This is a genomic window from Desulfatibacillum aliphaticivorans DSM 15576 (assembly GCF_000429905.1).
GTDB classification, from domain to species: domain Bacteria; phylum Desulfobacterota; class Desulfobacteria; order Desulfobacterales; family Desulfatibacillaceae; genus Desulfatibacillum; species Desulfatibacillum aliphaticivorans.
In genome coordinates, this window is record NZ_AUCT01000007.1 from 1 (window position 1) to 17499 (window position 17499).

The following is a 17499-nucleotide window of genomic DNA, read 5'->3' on the forward strand; positions in this document are numbered from 1 at the left end:
CACCTGGCCCAAATGGGCGATAATTTTGGTGCGTGGATTTTTGACGCCGGGTTCCCTGACGCTTTCCGCGATCTGGACCGACTGATAGACCTTGCCCCGCTGTTTACTTTTGACGATTCGGATATACATAGTGCGTAAACACTATAATATATTATTCATTAAGTCAAGTATAAATACAATAGTTTACGTACTACATTAACCTTCCCGAAACAGATATTATCTTCAATGATTTCAATCTGGATTTCTTGTTTAAGGCAAGATTGGTGTCAAAGTTCGGGATCCCCGTTAAAAAACATAAAAAAAGCCATGAACATTTCTCCCTTTCGGAAAAACCTTCATGGCCTTGTTCTCGTGTATTTTGTATAGATTGCAGTTTGGTGTACAACTTCGATTGCACAATTGGCGTGACCATACACGAGTATGAAAAAAAATGTCAACAGAAATTGAATAAAGGAAGACGTCAATGACCATGGATAACACAGATTGGAACCAGGTTTGGAAAGAACAAATGGCGAAACACAAGGCTTCGGACGGAGGGCGCGACTGCGTGGCTTTCTGGTCCAAAGCCTCCACAGCCAAGATCTACGAAAACTCGGCCAAAGCAACCCAGGGGCCTCGAATAGCCCAAATGCTTGAAGACCTGACGGCAGACAACTGTCTGAGAATTCTGGATATCGGCGCAGGGCCCGGAATCCTGGCCGTTCCCTTGGCGAAACAAGCGGAGCTTGTCACGGCCGTGGAGCCCGCTACGGGAATGATTCAGCGGTTAAAGGAAATCATTCAGACTAATAATATCTCCAACCTGTCCATAGTGGAGAAGCGTTGGGAGGACGTAAACCTGGAATCCGACCTCCAGGGGCCTTACGATGCGGTGGTTTGCTCCTTCGCCCTGGGCATGGACGACGTAAGGGCCGCTCTCGAGAAGATGGCCGCCGCCTGCAATAAAACAGTTTATCTGTATTGGTTCGCCGAAGACGTCTCCTGGAACAAGCATTACAAGGCATTGTACCCGCTTCTCCACGGCCGGGAGTTTTCCTCCATGCCCGATTCTTACGTGTTGATGAACGTAATCAGGCAAATGGGATACAAACCTGAGGCGACTCCATTTTCCTACGAGAGCCACAGTGCATTTTCCGGGTTGGAGGAAGCCGTGGATTTCTATCGGGTTCGGTATAATGTAAAAACCGATGAGCAGGAGGGCATTCTACGAAATTACCTGGATAAGGTTTTGCGCACGGAGGACGGAAAGCGCATCCTGGATATCCGGGCCGAATGTTCGGCGGTCAGATTTTCCGTTTTGGATTAAAACAGGAAACTAAGGGAAAAGCCGCCTTGATCAGGAGTATTCTTCCATAAGCCAGGCGCGCATGGGGTTGGAACTGGCCTTGGCGGCTTCGAACATGGCTCTTTTGTCCAGGAAAACACGGCGGGATTCCACGCCCAAGGTTCCATTTTCAGATGTGATAATGGCGTATTCCGCGTGATCCATGAGCTGCGGGGTGTTGCGGATCAAAAACTCCCGGAAAGGCAGGCCCACGCTGCCGGGGTTGATTATCAGCCGGCCCCGGTGCTGGCGGAGCATCTGGATATGGGTGTGCCCGCAGGCCAGGATTTCGCCGTTCAGGCCCTGGATCATGCGGTCCACTTCCGCGTCCGGAGTCCTGGAAAGGATGTTATCCATATGGGACAAAGGAGAGCCGTGAAATGCGATCAGGCTTCCGGCTTTATCCATAAGCACTTCCAGAACCCGGTGGAAATCCCCCATCCAGTCTATGTCGTCCTGGGTCAATTGATCCCGGCACCAATCCACGGCCTCGATAATGTAATCCACCTCGGTGTACTGATGAATCAAGTCCCGGTCGAATAAAAAGGCGTCGTGGTTCCCCAGAACGCAAGGACAGTTCACGTCCCGAAGCCTGGCCACCACGGAACACGGGTCCGGCCCAAGGTTCGCCACGTCTCCCAGACAAATAATCTGGTCGATGCCGCCCGCGGACTTCATATCCTTCAGCACTGTTTCCAGGGCGATGTCGTTACCGTGGATGTCAGATATTAGAGCAATGCGCAAGCCGTCCCACCTCTCCTAAGGCGAATGCTAAGAAATCCTGAGAATATATTTCCCTATTTTATATTTAATTGTCAAGACAGTTTATTATTTGGTATCAACATGTTAAATAGATCACACTTGAACTGTCCATTACGAACGCTGTGCATCATACTTTAAAATTTTCCTCATGAGCTTAAAAGTAGGCGTATATGGAAGTGCAAAAACAGGCAAAGCAGACCAGGGCGCCTAAGCCCTCCTATTCCAGCTCCCGAAAAAGGCTGGGGGAAATCCTGCTATCTGAGGGGGTTATAGACCTTAAGGATTTATGGAAGGCGCTGAACGAACAACGCACCACAGGCGAGAGGATAGGAAAAATTCTGGCCCATCGGGGCGTCGATGCGCAGGATATCGCCAAGGCGCTTTCCAATCAATTGGACCTTCCCATGTACGAGGGCCAGGAACCGGTCAAGGACGTGTCCGGCATCCTGTCCTCGGAGTATCTTTCCTCGCGCATTGTATTTCCCATGTCCCGGGACGGCCGTACCATCCGGGTGCTCATGGCCAATCCTTTGGATACGGACACTATCTCCGAAATGGGATTTCTCTTTTCTTCGTCCATTAAGCCCATTGTGGCGACGCCCCAGCAGATATTGCAACTGATCGAATCCACTTATTTCGTGCCCAGCGAGGTCCAGAGCGTCCTGGATAAGTACGATCCCAGCCAGGCCTTTGAACTGCTTGAAAGCCTGGATGAAGAGGACGAAACGCAAACCCAGGATATCGACAAGACCCTGGACGACAAGCCCATTGTACGGATGGTTAATATCATCCTGTATTGGGCGGTGGACACGGACGCAACGGACATCCATATCGAGGCGGCGGAAAAGGAAACCCTGGTCCGGTACCGCATTGACGGCATGCTCCAGACCCGGCACCGCTTTCCCAAAAAGATTCACCAGCCGCTCATCTCCCGTTTAAAGGTTATGGCGGACATGGATATCGCCATCAGAAGGCGCCCTCAGGACGGCGCCGCGAAAATCCGCATCAAAGGCCGAAAGATCGATCTAAGGCTTTCGTCCCTGCCTTCCCAATACGGGGAAAAAATGGTGCTGCGCCTCCTGGGAAACAGCACCAAACTCCTGACCCTCCGGGAACTGGGCATGAGCCCGGCCATGGATGAGCAATTGAGAACCTGCCTGCACAAGCCCCAAGGGCTTATCCTGACCACCGGCCCCACGGGAAGCGGAAAAAGCACCACGCTGTATGCATCGCTTAAAGAGGTTATTTCCGAGGAAATCAGTGTAGTTACGGTGGAAGATCCCATTGAGTATGAAATCCCGGGCGCCAACCAGGTTCAGGTCAATGCCAAGGCCGGGGTCACCTTCGCCAATGGCCTGAGAGCCATATTGCGCCAGGACCCTAACGTGATCATGGTGGGGGAAATACGGGATATGGAAACTGCGGAAATCGCCTTTCGCGCCTCATTGACCGGCCACCTGGTTTTATCCACCCTGCACGCAAACAGCTCCATCTCCGCCGTCACCCGCCTTGTGGACATGCAGATCAAGCCCTACCTGATAGCCTCCTCGTCCCTGGCCTTTTTGGGGCAAAGGCTGCTGCGCCGAAATTGCCAGGCCTGCATCGAGGAATATGAGCCGCCTGTAGAATCCCTGGAAAGGCTGGGAATCCTTGCCGAAAAGCTGGCCGGAATAAAATACATGCATGGCGCAGGCTGTGAAAAATGCCATTTTTCAGGCTACTCAGGCCGGATTGGAACCTATGAAATACTTATGATAAGCGAAGAAATCCAGGAGCTTATCAGGCAGGACGCAACGGAGCAAAAAATCCTCAAGGCGGCAACGTCCGCCGGCATGGTTACCATGGAGGAATACGCCCTGGAGATGGTCGCCATGGGCATTACCACCGTGGAGGAAGCCTTGCGGGTGGTTCCGCCGTAAAAAGGATGAAGTCCACATCTCCTGAAAGTTGATATATTATTTCATCACCATATACGTGTCGTCCATAAAAATCGATTTTTCCGTAAGAAGCCACTTCCCGTCAAATTTGGCGAGCTTGTCCTCGTATCTGCAAACCGATATTATGACCCGGTCGGCTTCTATAGGCGCCGCATCCACGTCCAAATAGGAATTTGCGACGGCCTGCTCTTCGTTAATTTCTATCACTGGACACGATATTTTATGGCGCAAGTACCTCATCGCGGATTTCATTACCTGGGTGTAATTAAGAAACCATTGCTTGATTTCTTCATACCCTTCGTGCCGGCCGTTCTCCTCCCAGTTTATAATCAAGACCGCATCCGGATGAAATACGCTCATAATGCCGGGAACATTTCCTGTGTCCACGGCATGGCAGCAACGATAAAGCAGTTGTTCAACTTCCATTAGACTATTATGCATGTTTTACGGCCTGTGTTTATTAATAAGGTTAATTTTGCTGAAGCCTTTGTGAAGAGGCTGCCTGAAGGGGGGTCACAACTGCTTGTGAGCGTCTTCTGATTTGCTCCTTGCCCACGGCGTTCATGCCTTGCTGGACAACCAGAACGGCGTCCTCGGCGTAGATATCCGCCAATGCGTCGAAATCCTCTTCATGGATGGCCTTGTCCGCCTTGTGTATCAACTCTTCAACCGGATGCATAAGCCTCCTTTTCTATCCATTTTTTCGTTTAAGGCCCCAGGCGTCCGCCGCCTTGATCATGTCCGCAATCTTGGCGGAGGAAATGTCAAACGGCTCGTTGTGCATGCTGTCTTCCGGGGTGCAGGCCTTTTCCGCTACATCCAGAAGAAGCTGGTCCGAAGCGTTTTCCATACCCAGGTCGGCCAGGGTGGTGGGCAGGCCTATGGATTCGCAAAATCCGTAGATTTCATCAATCAGGGAAGGGGGCTTTTCAGTCAGAAACAGGGAAACCAGCACGCCGAAAGCGACCTTCTCGCCGTGATAAAACCGGTTGATTCCGGGGACGACAGTCAAACCGTTATGAATGGCGTGGGCCGCGGCGAGCCCTGCGCTTTCAAAGCCGATGCCGCTTAACAGGGTGTTGGCCTCCACCACCCGCTCCAGGGCCGGCGTAACCACGTTGGCTTCGCAGGCGGACAAAGCCGAAACGCCGTAATCACGGATGGTTTCCCAGCAAAGCCTGGCCAGGGCGTAGGCTGTCATGGAACCCACGGCGCCCGCGATATTGGGGGCTCTTTTTATGCGGCAGGATTCCGCTTCAAACCACGTGGCCAGGGCGTCGCCCATGCCGGAGGCCAAAAAGCGGGCGGGCGCCTTGGCAATAATGCTTGTGTCCACAAGAACCACGTCCGGATTGCGGGGCAGATAGTCCACCCAGGAAAAAACGCCCTCCGGGGTGTAAATCACGCAAACCGAACTGCACGGGGCGTCCGTGGAAGCGATGGTGGGCGCCATAATAACCGGAACGCCCGCCTTATGGGCCGCCGCCTTGGCCGCGTCCAGGGTTTTGCCTCCGCCAAGCCCCACAACCAAATCGCACTGGTTTTTCGCGCACAACTCATGCAGCCGTTGGATTTCCTCGTCCGAACACTCCCGTTTGAATTGCTCCTGGACGATTACCAATCCTTCGGGGGCGTTCTCCAAAATGGTCTTGGCATAGTGTTCGAGAGAATAGGGCGAGGCGATTAAAAAGGCTTTGCTTCCCAATCTTGCGCATTCAGCGCCCAAATCATGCAACGCTCCTTTGCCTTGAATATAGCGGCCCGGAAATAGTGTGATGCTGTTCATAGCGGAATCCCTTCCATGGCTGATGGATGCTAATGAAAATTGCGGAAAGGAAAAAGTATCACAACTCAAGGCTTTATTCAAAATATGTTTCTGCGGCGGCGGATTTCTTTTAAAGGCAACGGCGCCTTGGATGCAGGGCCATGCGTCGCGCCCTGTCATCCTAATCAAGTACGTCAGGAATAATACTCCTCAAGAGTTGGGCCGTCTGGCAGGACGGCGCCCTCTCCATCCGCTAATGATTGCACCCGTATCCGTCATACTCCAGGGCGATCACAAGGATCTCCCCTACGCGGGCGCAGCAAGCGGCTGTCAATAAAGGCGGGAAAAAGGGCAGACCATAGGCGCTATTCCGGCCGATCAAGCCCGTCATCCTCGCGAACGCGGGGACCCAGAGTCGTTGTCTTTCTTTGTTGGGCGCCCGCGGCAGCGTCCTTGTTTTATGCTGCCGGGGTCCGTAAGGACTCTTTTTTCAAAAGGCAAAGGCTTGTTGAAAATCCTGGCGAAAGAATAAGGTTGCCGGCTAAAAAACGGCGGCGCTCGGAAGACCTTCTAATGGGGCGCACTGCCTTATCGGTTTTTCCGGGGAATCCCTTCCAGGCCTGGGAGGATCTTTTTCGAGGGCGGGCTTGCCATCAGGCTAATAGGAGTGAAATCGGTAATGGACGGTTGGGCCAAGGGGACGGCGTTACCAGGGGATGGTCGATCCATTCCCATATGACTTTCAATTCCGGTTTGTGGACAAGAGTGAACTGTAGGATATTTTTATTCTTTATTTATTTTTCTGGTTGTATTTTTTTGTCCGGAATGGTTATCTCAATTTGGGTGATAATACGCTCTATATAAAAGGTCATCATTTCCTTTCGGTTATCACTCCGATATCCATATATCGATCATTATCTATGAATGATATCCGCCGCCCGCATATCAGGCGGCTAAATCTAAAGAAGGACCGGGATATTGATATCACGAGGTAAGACACATGGCTTTGAAAGAATTGTTAAAGAAAGCCCTCTCTTGGCTGTGGAATTCCGTTCCGAATCTTCCATTGCAGTGGGTTGAAGTACATATCTCGCCGGGGAAAAGGTCTGAATCGACGATACGCCGCCACGCATACCTTCGTGCACACGGGATCAGGTGCAAGCTGGTTCGCCTGGGTTTTACCAGCTTGTACGGCACCGATAATAGGGTGGTCAGCCTGCGTGTGCATAAAGACGATATCGTAAAAGCCCGGCAACTGATGCAAGAATTTAGGGATTGAATCCTGCTATCGCAGGTTTTCGATCCGGATCGTTTCCACGCCATCAATTATCTTGAACTCGTAGTTTCACGAGACATCCGTCAAAAACTCAATAACTATAAATCTTATTGTAATCATGTATGAATATTGCCATTTCTAATGGCAATACTCAGGTAAATGCTGGCTCTGCGCAATCCAGCCTACATGTCGCTGTGCGCTCCTGCGAGAACCAGGATGCTCTCGGCATTTATGGATTCCCCTCATCCTGACCTTCCCCACACGAGTGGGGAAGGATCTTTTTAGGACGACCTGTTTTTGCGCGCAGCGCCAATTTAAAGTTTTGATCAAACTTTTTAGGCCGCGTTGCGGCCCGAAGATAAAATGTTTGCCGCCGGAGGCTCTTTTGGCAGTTCAGCAGTTTGCCGCCGGAGGCAGGCGGTTTTATTTTTTTGCAGTTCAGCAGTTTGGCTTTTCTATTTTGACTTGGCCAGTTCCTCGTCCCTGAGGACTTTTCGCAGGATTTTGCCTACGGCGGACTTGGGCAGCTCGTCCCGGAATTCAATGATCTTGGGCACCTTGTAGATGGCCAGCTTGGTCTTGCAAAAGTCGATGACGTCCTGGGCGCGCAGATCCTCGCCGGGGCGAGTCACCACGTAGGCCTTGACGGTTTCCCCCCTGTAGGCGTCGGGCACGCCGATGGTCACGGCGTCGATGATTTTAGGATGCTGATACAAAACCTCGTCGATGTCCCTGGGATAGATGTTGTAACCGCCGGCGATGATCATGTCCTTCTTGCGGTCCACGATGTAAAAATAGCCTTCTTCATCCATGGTGGCGATGTCGCCCGTATAGAGCCAGCCGTCCCGAAGGGCTTCGGCGGTTTTTTCCGGGTTGTCCCAATACTCCTTCATGACCAGAGGGCCTTTGACGGTGAGTTCGCCCGGCTCTCCCTGGGGGACTTCCTTGTCGCCGGCGTCAATGTCCATCAATCGCACGTCCATGCCGGGGAAGGGCACCCCGATGGAGCCCGGCTTTTTAAGCCCCATGACCGGATTGGCGATGCCCAGCGACGTGGTTTCGCTCATGCCCCAGCCTTCGCTATAGGCGATGCCCAGGTCGTTCACCTGGTCGATCAACTCCACGGGGATGGGGCCGCCGCCGCTGTTCAGCATGTCCAGCTTCTTGGCGATTTCGATTTCCGCAGCCTTGGGATGGTTTACGATAGCGTTGATCATGGTTGGGACGGCGGGCAGGAACACGCTGTTTTCCACCTTGGACAGCAAATCGATTAGGGGATCGATTTCAAACCGGGGGACCAAAATCATGGTGGCGCAGTTTAAAACCGCCCAGTTGAGGCATACAATGTTGGCGTAGACATGGAAGAAGGGCAGCACGCAAACCACCGAACGCTGCTCCGGGGTTTTATACATCTGGGAGGCGGATCCCCATAAAAAGCAGCTATAGGCGGCTGTGACCATGTTGGCGTGGGTGAGCACCGCGCCTTTGGGAATGCCCGTGGTGCCGCCGGTAAACTGGATCATGGCCGGGTCTGCCGGCGTGATATCCACCTTGGGCTTTTTCTCGCTTTTGGATTCGTTGATCAACGTGGAAAAATGACGCCATCCCGGTTCCATCTGCAGGCTTTCCGGGGTGCTGACCTCCGATCCCTCCAGAAAATCGAACACCGAAGTGGCGATGACGCGGGGGATGGGCGCCTTTTTGACCACTTCCTTCACGTTGGGGATGACCATATCAAAGGTGACGAAGGTGGATATCCCGGTCTGCTTGATCAAAGCCGTCAACTCGTCCGGGGTGTACAGCGGGTTGAAATTCACCACAATGGCGCCAAGGGACAAAGCCGCATAATAGGCGATAATGTATTGGGGAATGTTGGGAAGATGAAGCCCCACCCGGTCTCCCTTTTGGACGCCGATATCCGCCAGGGCGTTAGCCAGTTTCAGGGACATGATCCTGAGATCCCAAAAACTGATTTTCGACCCGTAATAGTCGATTGCCGGCTTGTCCGGCAGGGCGTTGGCGGGAATGTCCAGCAAGCCGTTGACCGGAACTTTGGGAAAGCGATAGCTGGTCTGAACATTATAATCGTAATGCTGATGCCAAATTCTTTCTTCCATTTCCTACCTCCTGGCTTTGCGGTGAGTCCCAAGGAGCAAGTCCCGGGATATTGCTGTGAATATTATAGGAAAAGACGTTAATTCAGGCAGTTGGCTATATAAATGGAAATGCGTGGTTGAAATTCAGCCCAATGGAAATGATGGGATGGATTATATGCGAAATCCGTAAAAAAGGTCAAGTTTTAATACATATTGTATAGCGACGCTACATGTTTAATATTCCGAATTGTATTTGTTTTCAGTTCCAGTTTCAACGGGTTTAAAATAGATTGATCTAAATGTTTCCCAGGAATTGGCGGGCATGGGCGATTTCTCGCCTAAGCCTCTAATGTCTTGAATCGCGGCTGGGAGCATGCTAACTAGTCTATAAACACCAAAGCGCAAGGATTTCTCTGGCGCCCACGCAAACGAAAGCGAAAAATCACAATGAAAATAAACGGTTTCAAGGCTATCTTTATCGCCGTCCTGGCCCTATGTCTTGCAACCCCAGCCTGGGGAACGATAAATAAGCAAAGCCTGGACTTTGTCCTGGCGCCGCCCAGCAGTGAGGTGAAGGCCGGGGGGACGACGCGGTTTTATCTGTACGTGCACAATCCGGAAGACAGGGAGATGCAATTCCAGGCCGAGCCGGTCCTGAATTTCAGCTTGGGAGAGTGGCCGGAAAACAAGACCCTGGAAGGGCGCCTGGTTTCCTCTCAATCGCAGGACGCCGTCGCTATTCCCGCCCAGGGCTTTAAAAAGCTGGAATACGACGTGGTTTTCCCCACGGATTTTTCGGGCGTGGCCGTTTTTAAAGTGGATGCTTATCACGCACCGCCGTTGATGTTTGAGGTGGAGGAGGCCGTTCCGGATCAGGCGCACCTGTTCACGGCAAAAGAGCCTGAAGTCACCGTGGAAAAAAAGGGCGCTGCACAGGAAGACGGCGGCGATTTGGCTCAAGATTCTGAAAAAGGGGAGGGCGGCGAGGAAGTCTCTGTGGAAAGCCTGTTCGCTCAATATCAGCCCTATCTGACCAACCTGGCGCCCTACGAGCCCATGTATTTCCTGGTGGGCGCCGATCCAGAGAACAGCAAGTTCCAGTTCAGCTTCCGGTATCGCTTTTTCAAGCCTGAAGACGAATTCACGAAAAAACACCCCTGGCTGGCCGGCCTGCATTTCGCCTACACCCAGACTTCATTCTGGGATTTGCAGTCGGAATCCGCCCCTTTTAAAGACACCAGTTACAAACCGGAATTCTTTTATGCTTCCGGCAACTTAAAAACCCGCCCCTCCTGGATGCACGGCCTTTTTTACCAAGCCGGTTTTCAGCACGAGTCAAACGGCCGGGATGAAGAGGCCTCCCGAAGCACCAACTTCCTGTACATTCGCCCCGGATTCGCTGCAATACACAAAAGAACCAAACTGGGCTTCAGCGCATCCTCCAAAATTTGGGCGTATGTAAATAACGAGGATGAGACCAACCCGGATCTGGCAAGCTACCGGGGGTATTTCGATATCGACCTGAAGCTGGGCAAGGCTGACGGCCTTGTGCTGGGAACCAACTTCCGTCTGGCTCATGAGGGCGCCTCCGTCCAGGCGGATCTGACCTATCCCTTGCATAACCTGATCTGGAAACACCTGAACTTGTGCCTGCAAGCCCAATACGTCAACTCCCTGGCCGAAAGCCTGCTTCATTACGACGAAAGAACCGAAGCGTTCCGCATCGGCTTCGCCATGGTGCGATAACAGTAGGGAGAGATTGTATTTAACCAATTTATTTTACATGGCTTATAAAGAAATAGCGGGTTAATTTTTTTTTGGGGAACGCATACCGAAATTCCATGAACCGGTGCAATCTTCTCCATTCGAAAATCAAAACAATCCCTTCCTAACCTTGCCGAATTCTTAGTAAATTATAATCCATACATACTATTTAACAGTTTGAACTTAATATTAAAAATTAGGAAGGCGCCTTTTTATCTTGACGCCTTCCCATTGATGCCTATATTGTTCCCAGAAAAAGGAAGGCGCCTTCCTAATTAACCCTGATAATGAAAGGAGAGATGTTTCATGTTTGGACATAAAAAAGAACAGGGCTTCGGCGAAGGCAGAGGCCGCAGAAAGCATATTCACCATCACGGATTCCGGTCCAACCGGCACGGCGGAAGACCCCGCCATATGAGAGGCTTGGGACGCCGGGATTTTAGCTGCATGGACGCCATGGCCGCGGCGGACTTCATCCGGCAGGCGGAGGTCATGGACCCCGCGGACATGGCGATCAACACGGCTACCTGCCCTTTGTGCAAGAACCATTGCCCGATGGACGACCCCGGATGCAAAAAAGGGGAAGCCTATTTCAAGGCCATGAACCCCGAAGAGAGGACTCAATAATGAACGAAGCAAACGAACAAGTCAGACCAGTCAACGACCAGGATCTGGCGGAGTTGTTTCACCGTGCGGCTCGCATGATGGGCAGGTCCCATCATCGCCGTTCCGGATTTCGCCGCCATGGCCAGAACCGGGCTCTTTCCGTCATCATGGAAAAAGGGCCTATCAACCAGAGGGAATTGCTGGAAATTTTGGACGTCAGGTCTTCTTCCTTAAGCGAGATGCTGGCCAAGTTGGAGCGGAAGGAACTCATCGTACGCCAACGCAACGAGGAGGATAAAAGGAGCTTTATCGTCTCGGCCACGGACAAGGCCAAAGCCGATTTTTCCGGCCGCGGCAGGGGGCGCAGCAGTTCGGAGGGCGTTTTCACCTGCCTGGAGGATGAAGAACGGGGCCAGCTTAAGAATATCCTGGAAAAAATGATCGCCTCCCTGGGAGACGAGGCTCCGGGCCGGCGCTCCGGATTCGGCCGTTGCGGAGACGGAAGAGGCAGGAGAGGCTTTAGCGAAGGAAGCCGCAAGGGCAGGGGGCGCAGGCCACGCGATCGCGGCGGCAGGGATGAAGAAGCCGTCGAGTAGACGACATTCTTGAATCCCAAAAAAGTTATGGCGCTTCCACCCATGCCCATGAGCGAAGCGCCATTGAAAAGTTCAACGCCATTTTTTCAAAAACCTGACAGGTTGAATTAACAGGACCACATAATCTGCAACAATTGGCCTTGATTAATACTTATCGCCCGCCGAAATTTATTGATTTCCGGAGGCAATTTTTAGGTCAGAGCCTGTTCAATGTCTTCCTTTAGGTCGTCGATGTGTTCGATGCCAATGGAAAGGCGCAACAGGAAGTCTGAAATTCCCACCCGGGCGCGTTCTTCGGCGGTCATAGGCTTATGCGAGGTGTCCTTGGGCGAGCATATGGAGGATTCCACGCCTCCCAGGCTCACCGCCGGGTGGATCACCTTCAGCTTTCTTAAAAAGACATCCACGTCCCCGATGGATTCGTCCAATTCAAAGGACATCATGGCGCCAAAAAGTTTCATTTGTTTTTTGGCGATATCGTGGCCGGGAAAATTGGGCAGCCCCGGATAGTTGACCTTGACGATCTTGGGATGCGCCTCCAGGAATTCCGCCAGGGCCTGGGCGTTTTGGCACTGGCGCTCCACCCGGATGGCCAGGGTTTTCAGGCTGCGTTCCAGCAAATAGGCCGCAAAGCTGTCCAGACTGCCGCCCAGATGCCGGGCCAGGTCCAGGATCGGCTGCATTTTTTTCTTGGAAGCCAGGGCGAATCCGCAGCACACGTCGCTATGGCCTCCCATGTATTTGGTGCCGCTGTGCACTACAATGTCGATCCCCAGAGCCAGGGGAGTCTGGTTGATGCTGGTGCCAAATGTGTTGTCCATAAGGGAGGTGATCTTATTCTCCCTGGCCCAATCCGCCGTTGCCTTGATATCCAGGATGTTCATCAGGGGGTTGGTTGGGGATTCAATGATCACCATGGTTGTGTTGGGCTTTTGGGCGGCCATGATCGCTTCAAGGCTTGTGGCGACGAAGTCGTATTCCAGGCCCAGACGCTCAAAGTCGGCGGTGGCCATGGAGTGGGTGCCGCCGTACAGGTCGTCCAGCAGGATCACGTGATCCCCCGACCTGGTGTGGGCCAGGATAGTTGTGCTGACGGCGGCCATGCCTGAGCTGAAGAGCAAACCGTCTTCCGCGCCTTCCAGGGCGCAGATTTTTTTTACGACAGCCCCTTGATTGGGCGTGGTGAAATACCTGGGATAGCAGACCTCTTCCTTATCCATATATCCATAGGCCGTGGAGGTGTATAAGGGGCTGTTCAATCCCTGGTATTGATTATCCTTTAGGGTTCCTGCCTGCACGCACTGGGTTTCCTTTTTCATAACGAATCTCCTTTTGTCTGAGCAATACACCCGGCGCCGATTTTTTGTCCAGAACATTTTCAAAACGGTTAAGTTGCATATTCCATTGACCTTATGGACCATTTTTGTCAAATAATGTATAAGGATCTATCAGAAGCCTATCAATCCAGAGATGGAAACCGCCATGAACAAGCGAAGGGAAGAAGACAGCCTGGGGCCTGTGTGGGTGGCCGGGGACGTTTATTACGGCTCCCAAACCCAAAGGGCCGTGGAAAATTTTCCCATCAGTTCCACGCCTTTTCCTCATGCTGTGATTTTAGCCATGGTCAGGATCAAGCGATTGGCCGCCGGCGTCCACCAATACCTGGACCTGCTGCCCGGGGAAATCGCCGGGGCAATCGTCCAGGCGGCCCAAGAGGTGGAATCCGGCGCCATGGGCGATCAGTTCCCGGTGGATGTCTACCAGACCGGGTCCGGCACCTCATCCAACATGAACGTGAACGAGGTGCTGGCAGGCCGCGCCAATGAGATCCTTACCGGCAAGAGGGGCGGAAAGCATCCGGTGCATCCCAACGATCACGTGAACCTGGGGCAATCCTCCAACGACGTGGTTCCGTCGGCGGTGCACATCGCATGCCTTACGAGCCTGGATGACGATCTGCTGCCGGCGCTGAAAATTCTGCACGCCAGCCTGGAAAAACAGGCGAAAGCCTTGCAGCCGGTCCTTAAGACGGGCAGAACCCATTTTATGGACGCCCTGCCAGTTCGTGTGGGCCAGGAATTCGGCGGATACGCCAGGCAAGTGGAACTGGCCATGGAGAGAATCCAGGGCGTATATCCCAGGCTCGGCGAACTCGCCTTGGGTGGAACCGGCGTAGGCACGGGGCTTAACGCTCATCCGGACATGGCGCGGAGGGTGGTGCGGAAACTGGCCGAGGAAACCGGGCTGCCGTTCACCCGAGCTAAAAGCCGTTTTGAGGCCATGGGCGCAAGGGACGCCCTGGTGGAGCTTTCCTGCGTCTTGAAAACCCTGGCCGTCGGGCTCATGAAAATCGCCTCGGACATCCGTCTGATGGCCTGCGGACCGCGTTGCGGAATAGGGGAGATCCGTTTGCCCGCGCTTCAGCCCGGCTCGTCCTTTATGCCGGGCAAGGTCAACCCGGTCCTTCCCGAATCCGTCCTCCAGGTGGGGGCCAGGGTGATCGGCAACGACGCAACGGCCGCTGTGTGCGGTCACATGGGCAGTTTGGAGTTGAACACCATGATCCCCGTTCTGGCCCAGTGCGTGTTGGAAAGCATCAAGTTGCTGGCTTCCTCCTCGCGGGCTTTTGCGGAAAAATGCATAGACGGGCTGGAGGCGGACGAAATCCGATGCCGGGACATGCTTGACCAGAGCACGGGGCTCGCCACTTTGTTAGTTCCGGACATGGGGTACGATCAAGCCGCCGAGTTGGCCCGCGAGGCCCATGAATCAGGAAAAACCGTCCGGGAGTTGGCCATGGAAAAAGGCCTGCTTTCCGCCAGAGAATGGAAAGATCTTTTGGAAGGATTATAAATGAAAATTCTCGTCTTATTAGCTCATCCGGATAAAAACAGCTTCAATCACGCCATTGCCCAGACCGTGGTGGACCAATTGGAGCTCAGCGGCCATAAGGTGTTTTTTCATGATTTGTACGAAGAGGGGTTTAACCCGCTTTTGCCTGCTGAGGAAATCCCGTCCGACGCCAAGCTGCCCCCCGAAATCGACTCCCATTGTTGGGAGCTGGCTTTGGCCGAGGGCATCGTGATCGTGCATCCCAACTGGTGGGGCCAGCCGCCCGCCATTTTAAAAGGCTGGGTGGACAGGGTGGTTCGGCCCGAGGTGGCCTACCGTTTTCTGGAAGGGGACGGCGGCGAAGGCGTGCCCGTAGGCCTTTTAAAAGCGCAGACCGCGGTGGTGCTTAATACGTCCAATACACCGGGCCAGCGTGAGGATGAGCTCTTTGGCGATCCCCTGGACATATTATGGCGGGAGTGCATTTTCGGCTTGTGCGGGGTGGAGTTTTTTCATCGCCGGATGTTTCGGGTTGTATGCACGTCCACCGAGGACGAAAGGCGGGGTTGGCTGGCGGAGGTCAAGCAGCTTATTAAGTCAACTTTTAATGAATAATACCAAATAATTGATTGTATTTATATAAACCAACGCTTAAGATACCCAGGAACCCAAACTATCCATGAAAACCGCCATCCAGGCCCTGGCCTACGAACTGCCGCCCATCCGCCTTTCTTCCAGGGCCATCGAGGATCAACTGCACTCCACCATGGAGCGCCTGAATATGCCCCGGAAAATCATTGAAGGGCTCACCGGCATTCGGGAAAGACGATTGTGGGAACCCCAAACCCTGGTAAGCGACGCAGCAGCCCGCGCCGCCCAAAAAGCCCTGGACAACGCCGGGATAAGCCCTCGAGACATCGGCTGCCTTATCAGCACCTCCGTTTGCAAAGATTACGTGGAGCCTTCCGTGGCCAGCATGGTGCACGGCGCCCTGGGGTTGCCGCCCGAATGCCTGAACTTCGATGTTTGCAACGCCTGTCTGGGCTTCATCAACGGCATGGAAACCGTGTCTCTCATGATCCGTTCTGGCGCTATTGATTACGGCATGATCATCAACGGCGAAAGCTCGCGCGAGCCCATCGAAGCCACCATAGAACGCCTGAAAAACCCCGAAACCGGCGCCGAAGCCTTTCGGGAGAACTTCGCCACACTGACCTTGGGGTCCGGAGCGGCGGCCATGATCTTATGCAGGGAGGATCTGGCGACCACAAGCCATGTGATTAACGGCGGAGTCAGTATGGCGGCCACCCAGCATTGCAGGTTGTGCCTGGGCCAGAAGGACTCCATGGTTGCCGACGCCCCCAGCGTGATGAAATACGGAGTGGAACTGGCCGGCCGCACCTGGGAGAAGGCGGCCCAAAGCCTGGAAAACTGGACCGACGAAACCATAGACGCATACATCCCCCATCAGGTCAGCGCCCGAAACACAAGGGTTTTGTGCCGAAGCCTGGGGCTTAATCAGGACAAAATGTATTTGAACTACCCCTTGCTGGGAAACATAGGCCCGGCGGCCATCCCCATCACCCTGGCCATGGCCGAGGAAGTGGGAAGGGTTAAGACGGGAGATCATGTGGCTTTGTTGGGCATCGGGAGCGGTTTGAATTGCTCTATGATGAGCCTCACATGGTGATTTTTCAGGGAATGTTTGCATAAAACCGAATAAAGATGCTATTCATTACTCGGTTGGAATCAATCCCCGCACGGGTCGCCCAAAAATCCAACTCAATAAAAACAGAAACAGAACATGAAACGCCCTCGTTAGCTGGAGCAGGAAAGATATGAAACTCTCGGTTGTCATCCCCGTGTACAATGAATTGGAAACCCTCAGGGAAATCCTGGACGCAGTTCTCGCTGTGGAATTGGAAGACATAGAAAAGGAAATTGTGGCCGTGGACGATTGCTCCACGGACGGGACGACCGATCTCCTGAAAAAGCTGAGCGATGAACTGGGAATCAAGGTCCAGTTCCACGAGGTCAATCAAGGCAAGGGCGCCGCTTTGCGTACGGGATTCAAAGCGGCCACGGGCGACATCATCATCATCCAGGACGCGGATCTGGAATACGACCCCAACGAGTATCCCAAACTTTTAAAGCCCATCATCAGGGGCAAGGCCGACGTGGTGTACGGCTCCCGGTTCGCCGGAGGGGAGTCCCATAGGGTCTTGTATTTCTGGCATTCCGTGGGCAACAAGTTTCTGACCCTTCTTTCCAACATGTTCACCAATCTTAACCTTACGGACATGGAAGTCTGCTACAAGGTCTTTACCAAGGACGTGATCTCCCAACTGACCGTTTGCGAAAATCGCTTTGGATTTGAGCCGGAAATCACGGCCAAGGTGTCCAGGATGGGATGCCGGATTTATGAGGTGGGCATTTCCTACGCGGGCCGCACCTATTCGGAAGGCAAGAAAATCGGCTGGAGAGACGGCTTTCGCGCCATCTGGTGCATTCTTAAGTACAACCTGATAGAAAAATAACCGA

At 53.1% G+C, this 17499-nt stretch carries 16 protein-coding genes; 10 read left to right on the forward strand and 6 right to left on the reverse strand.

What is annotated here, in order from left to right; translation table 11 throughout:
* Positions 1-469 precede the first annotated feature (469 nt).
* Complete coding sequence (locus G491_RS0107490) at positions 470-1306, forward strand: class I SAM-dependent methyltransferase (protein WP_169829403.1); 837 nt, start codon at positions 470-472, stop codon at positions 1304-1306.
* Between the two features lie 30 nt (positions 1307-1336).
* Here G491_RS0107490 and G491_RS0107495 read toward each other — a convergent pair whose 3' ends face one another.
* The gene (locus G491_RS0107495; protein ID WP_028314141.1) at positions 1337-2068 is read right to left on the reverse strand and encodes a metallophosphoesterase family protein; all 732 of its coding nucleotides are present in this window, start codon (positions 2066-2068) and stop codon (positions 1337-1339) included.
* A 188-nt stretch (positions 2069-2256) separates the two neighbouring features.
* On the opposite strand from G491_RS0107495, the gene G491_RS0107500 reads away from it, so the two are divergent.
* Positions 2257-4005 (forward strand): GspE/PulE family protein, encoded by a 1749-nt coding sequence (locus tag G491_RS0107500; RefSeq protein WP_051327106.1) that lies wholly within the window; start codon positions 2257-2259, stop codon positions 4003-4005.
* Between the two features lie 36 nt (positions 4006-4041).
* Here G491_RS0107500 and G491_RS0107505 read toward each other — a convergent pair whose 3' ends face one another.
* Genes G491_RS0107505 through G491_RS0107515 form a run of 3 tightly spaced genes read right to left on the reverse strand, consistent with a single transcriptional unit; the run spans position 4042 to position 5809 of the window.
* Positions 4042-4464: a nuclear transport factor 2 family protein gene (locus tag G491_RS0107505; RefSeq protein WP_012610006.1), complete on the reverse strand. Its 423-nt coding sequence runs from the start codon at positions 4462-4464 to the stop codon at positions 4042-4044.
* Positions 4465-4492: 28 nt separating this feature from the next.
* Positions 4493-4702, reverse strand: coding sequence for a Cif family virulence factor (locus tag G491_RS29865; RefSeq protein WP_035218151.1), 210 nt, complete (start codon positions 4700-4702; stop codon positions 4493-4495).
* Positions 4703-4714: 12 nt separating this feature from the next.
* Entirely contained in the window at positions 4715-5809 is a 1095-nt protein-coding gene (locus tag G491_RS0107515) for a glycerol dehydrogenase (RefSeq protein WP_028314144.1), read from the reverse strand.
* A 979-nt stretch (positions 5810-6788) separates the two neighbouring features.
* Here G491_RS0107515 and G491_RS0107525 point away from each other — a divergent pair.
* Positions 6789-7067, forward strand: coding sequence for a hypothetical protein (locus G491_RS0107525; RefSeq protein WP_028314146.1), 279 nt, complete (start codon positions 6789-6791; stop codon positions 7065-7067).
* 452 nt (positions 7068-7519) lie between these two features.
* On the opposite strand, the gene G491_RS0107530 is transcribed toward G491_RS0107525, so the two are convergent.
* Positions 7520-9181 (reverse strand): long-chain-fatty-acid--CoA ligase, encoded by a 1662-nt coding sequence (locus G491_RS0107530; protein ID WP_028314147.1) that lies wholly within the window; start codon positions 9179-9181, stop codon positions 7520-7522.
* 426 nt (positions 9182-9607) lie between these two features.
* Here G491_RS0107530 and G491_RS29870 point away from each other — a divergent pair, with 426 nt between their 5' ends.
* The 3 genes from G491_RS29870 (at position 9608) to G491_RS0107545 (ending at position 12126) form a co-directional block, all read left to right on the forward strand.
* Positions 9608-10906, forward strand: a complete 1299-nt coding sequence (locus G491_RS29870; RefSeq protein WP_012609996.1) for a phospholipase A — start codon at positions 9608-9610, stop codon at positions 10904-10906.
* Positions 10907-11230: 324 nt separating this feature from the next.
* Positions 11231-11551 carry a hypothetical protein gene (locus tag G491_RS0107540; protein ID WP_028314148.1) on the forward strand — a complete coding sequence of 107 codons (321 nt, stop codon included), beginning with the start codon at positions 11231-11233 and terminating at the stop codon, positions 11549-11551.
* On the forward strand, positions 11551-12126 hold the full coding sequence (locus G491_RS0107545; protein WP_028314149.1) for a MarR family winged helix-turn-helix transcriptional regulator: 576 nt from the start codon (positions 11551-11553) through the stop codon (positions 12124-12126). Before G491_RS0107540 ends, G491_RS0107545 begins: the two co-directional genes overlap by 1 nt.
* A 191-nt stretch (positions 12127-12317) precedes the next feature.
* Here the strand turns inward: G491_RS0107545 and G491_RS0107550 are convergent, their stop codons facing one another.
* Positions 12318-13445 (reverse strand): trans-sulfuration enzyme family protein, encoded by a 1128-nt coding sequence (locus G491_RS0107550; protein WP_028314150.1) that lies wholly within the window; start codon positions 13443-13445, stop codon positions 12318-12320.
* A 163-nt stretch (positions 13446-13608) separates the two neighbouring features.
* Between G491_RS0107550 and G491_RS0107555 the strand changes: the two genes are divergently transcribed.
* The 4 genes from G491_RS0107555 (at position 13609) to G491_RS0107570 (ending at position 17495) form a co-directional block, all read left to right on the forward strand.
* Positions 13609-14979 carry a class II fumarate hydratase gene (locus G491_RS0107555; RefSeq protein WP_028314151.1) on the forward strand — a complete coding sequence of 457 codons (1371 nt, stop codon included), beginning with the start codon at positions 13609-13611 and terminating at the stop codon, positions 14977-14979.
* The gene (locus G491_RS0107560; protein ID WP_028314152.1) at positions 14980-15573 is read left to right on the forward strand and encodes an NAD(P)H-dependent oxidoreductase; all 594 of its coding nucleotides are present in this window, start codon (positions 14980-14982) and stop codon (positions 15571-15573) included.
* Between the two features lie 64 nt (positions 15574-15637).
* Positions 15638-16648, forward strand: a complete 1011-nt coding sequence (locus tag G491_RS0107565; protein ID WP_028314153.1) for a 3-oxoacyl-ACP synthase III — start codon at positions 15638-15640, stop codon at positions 16646-16648.
* Positions 16649-16796: 148 nt separating this feature from the next.
* Entirely contained in the window at positions 16797-17495 is a 699-nt protein-coding gene (locus G491_RS0107570; protein ID WP_028314154.1) for a glycosyltransferase family 2 protein, read from the forward strand.
* Positions 17496-17499 lie beyond the last annotated feature (4 nt).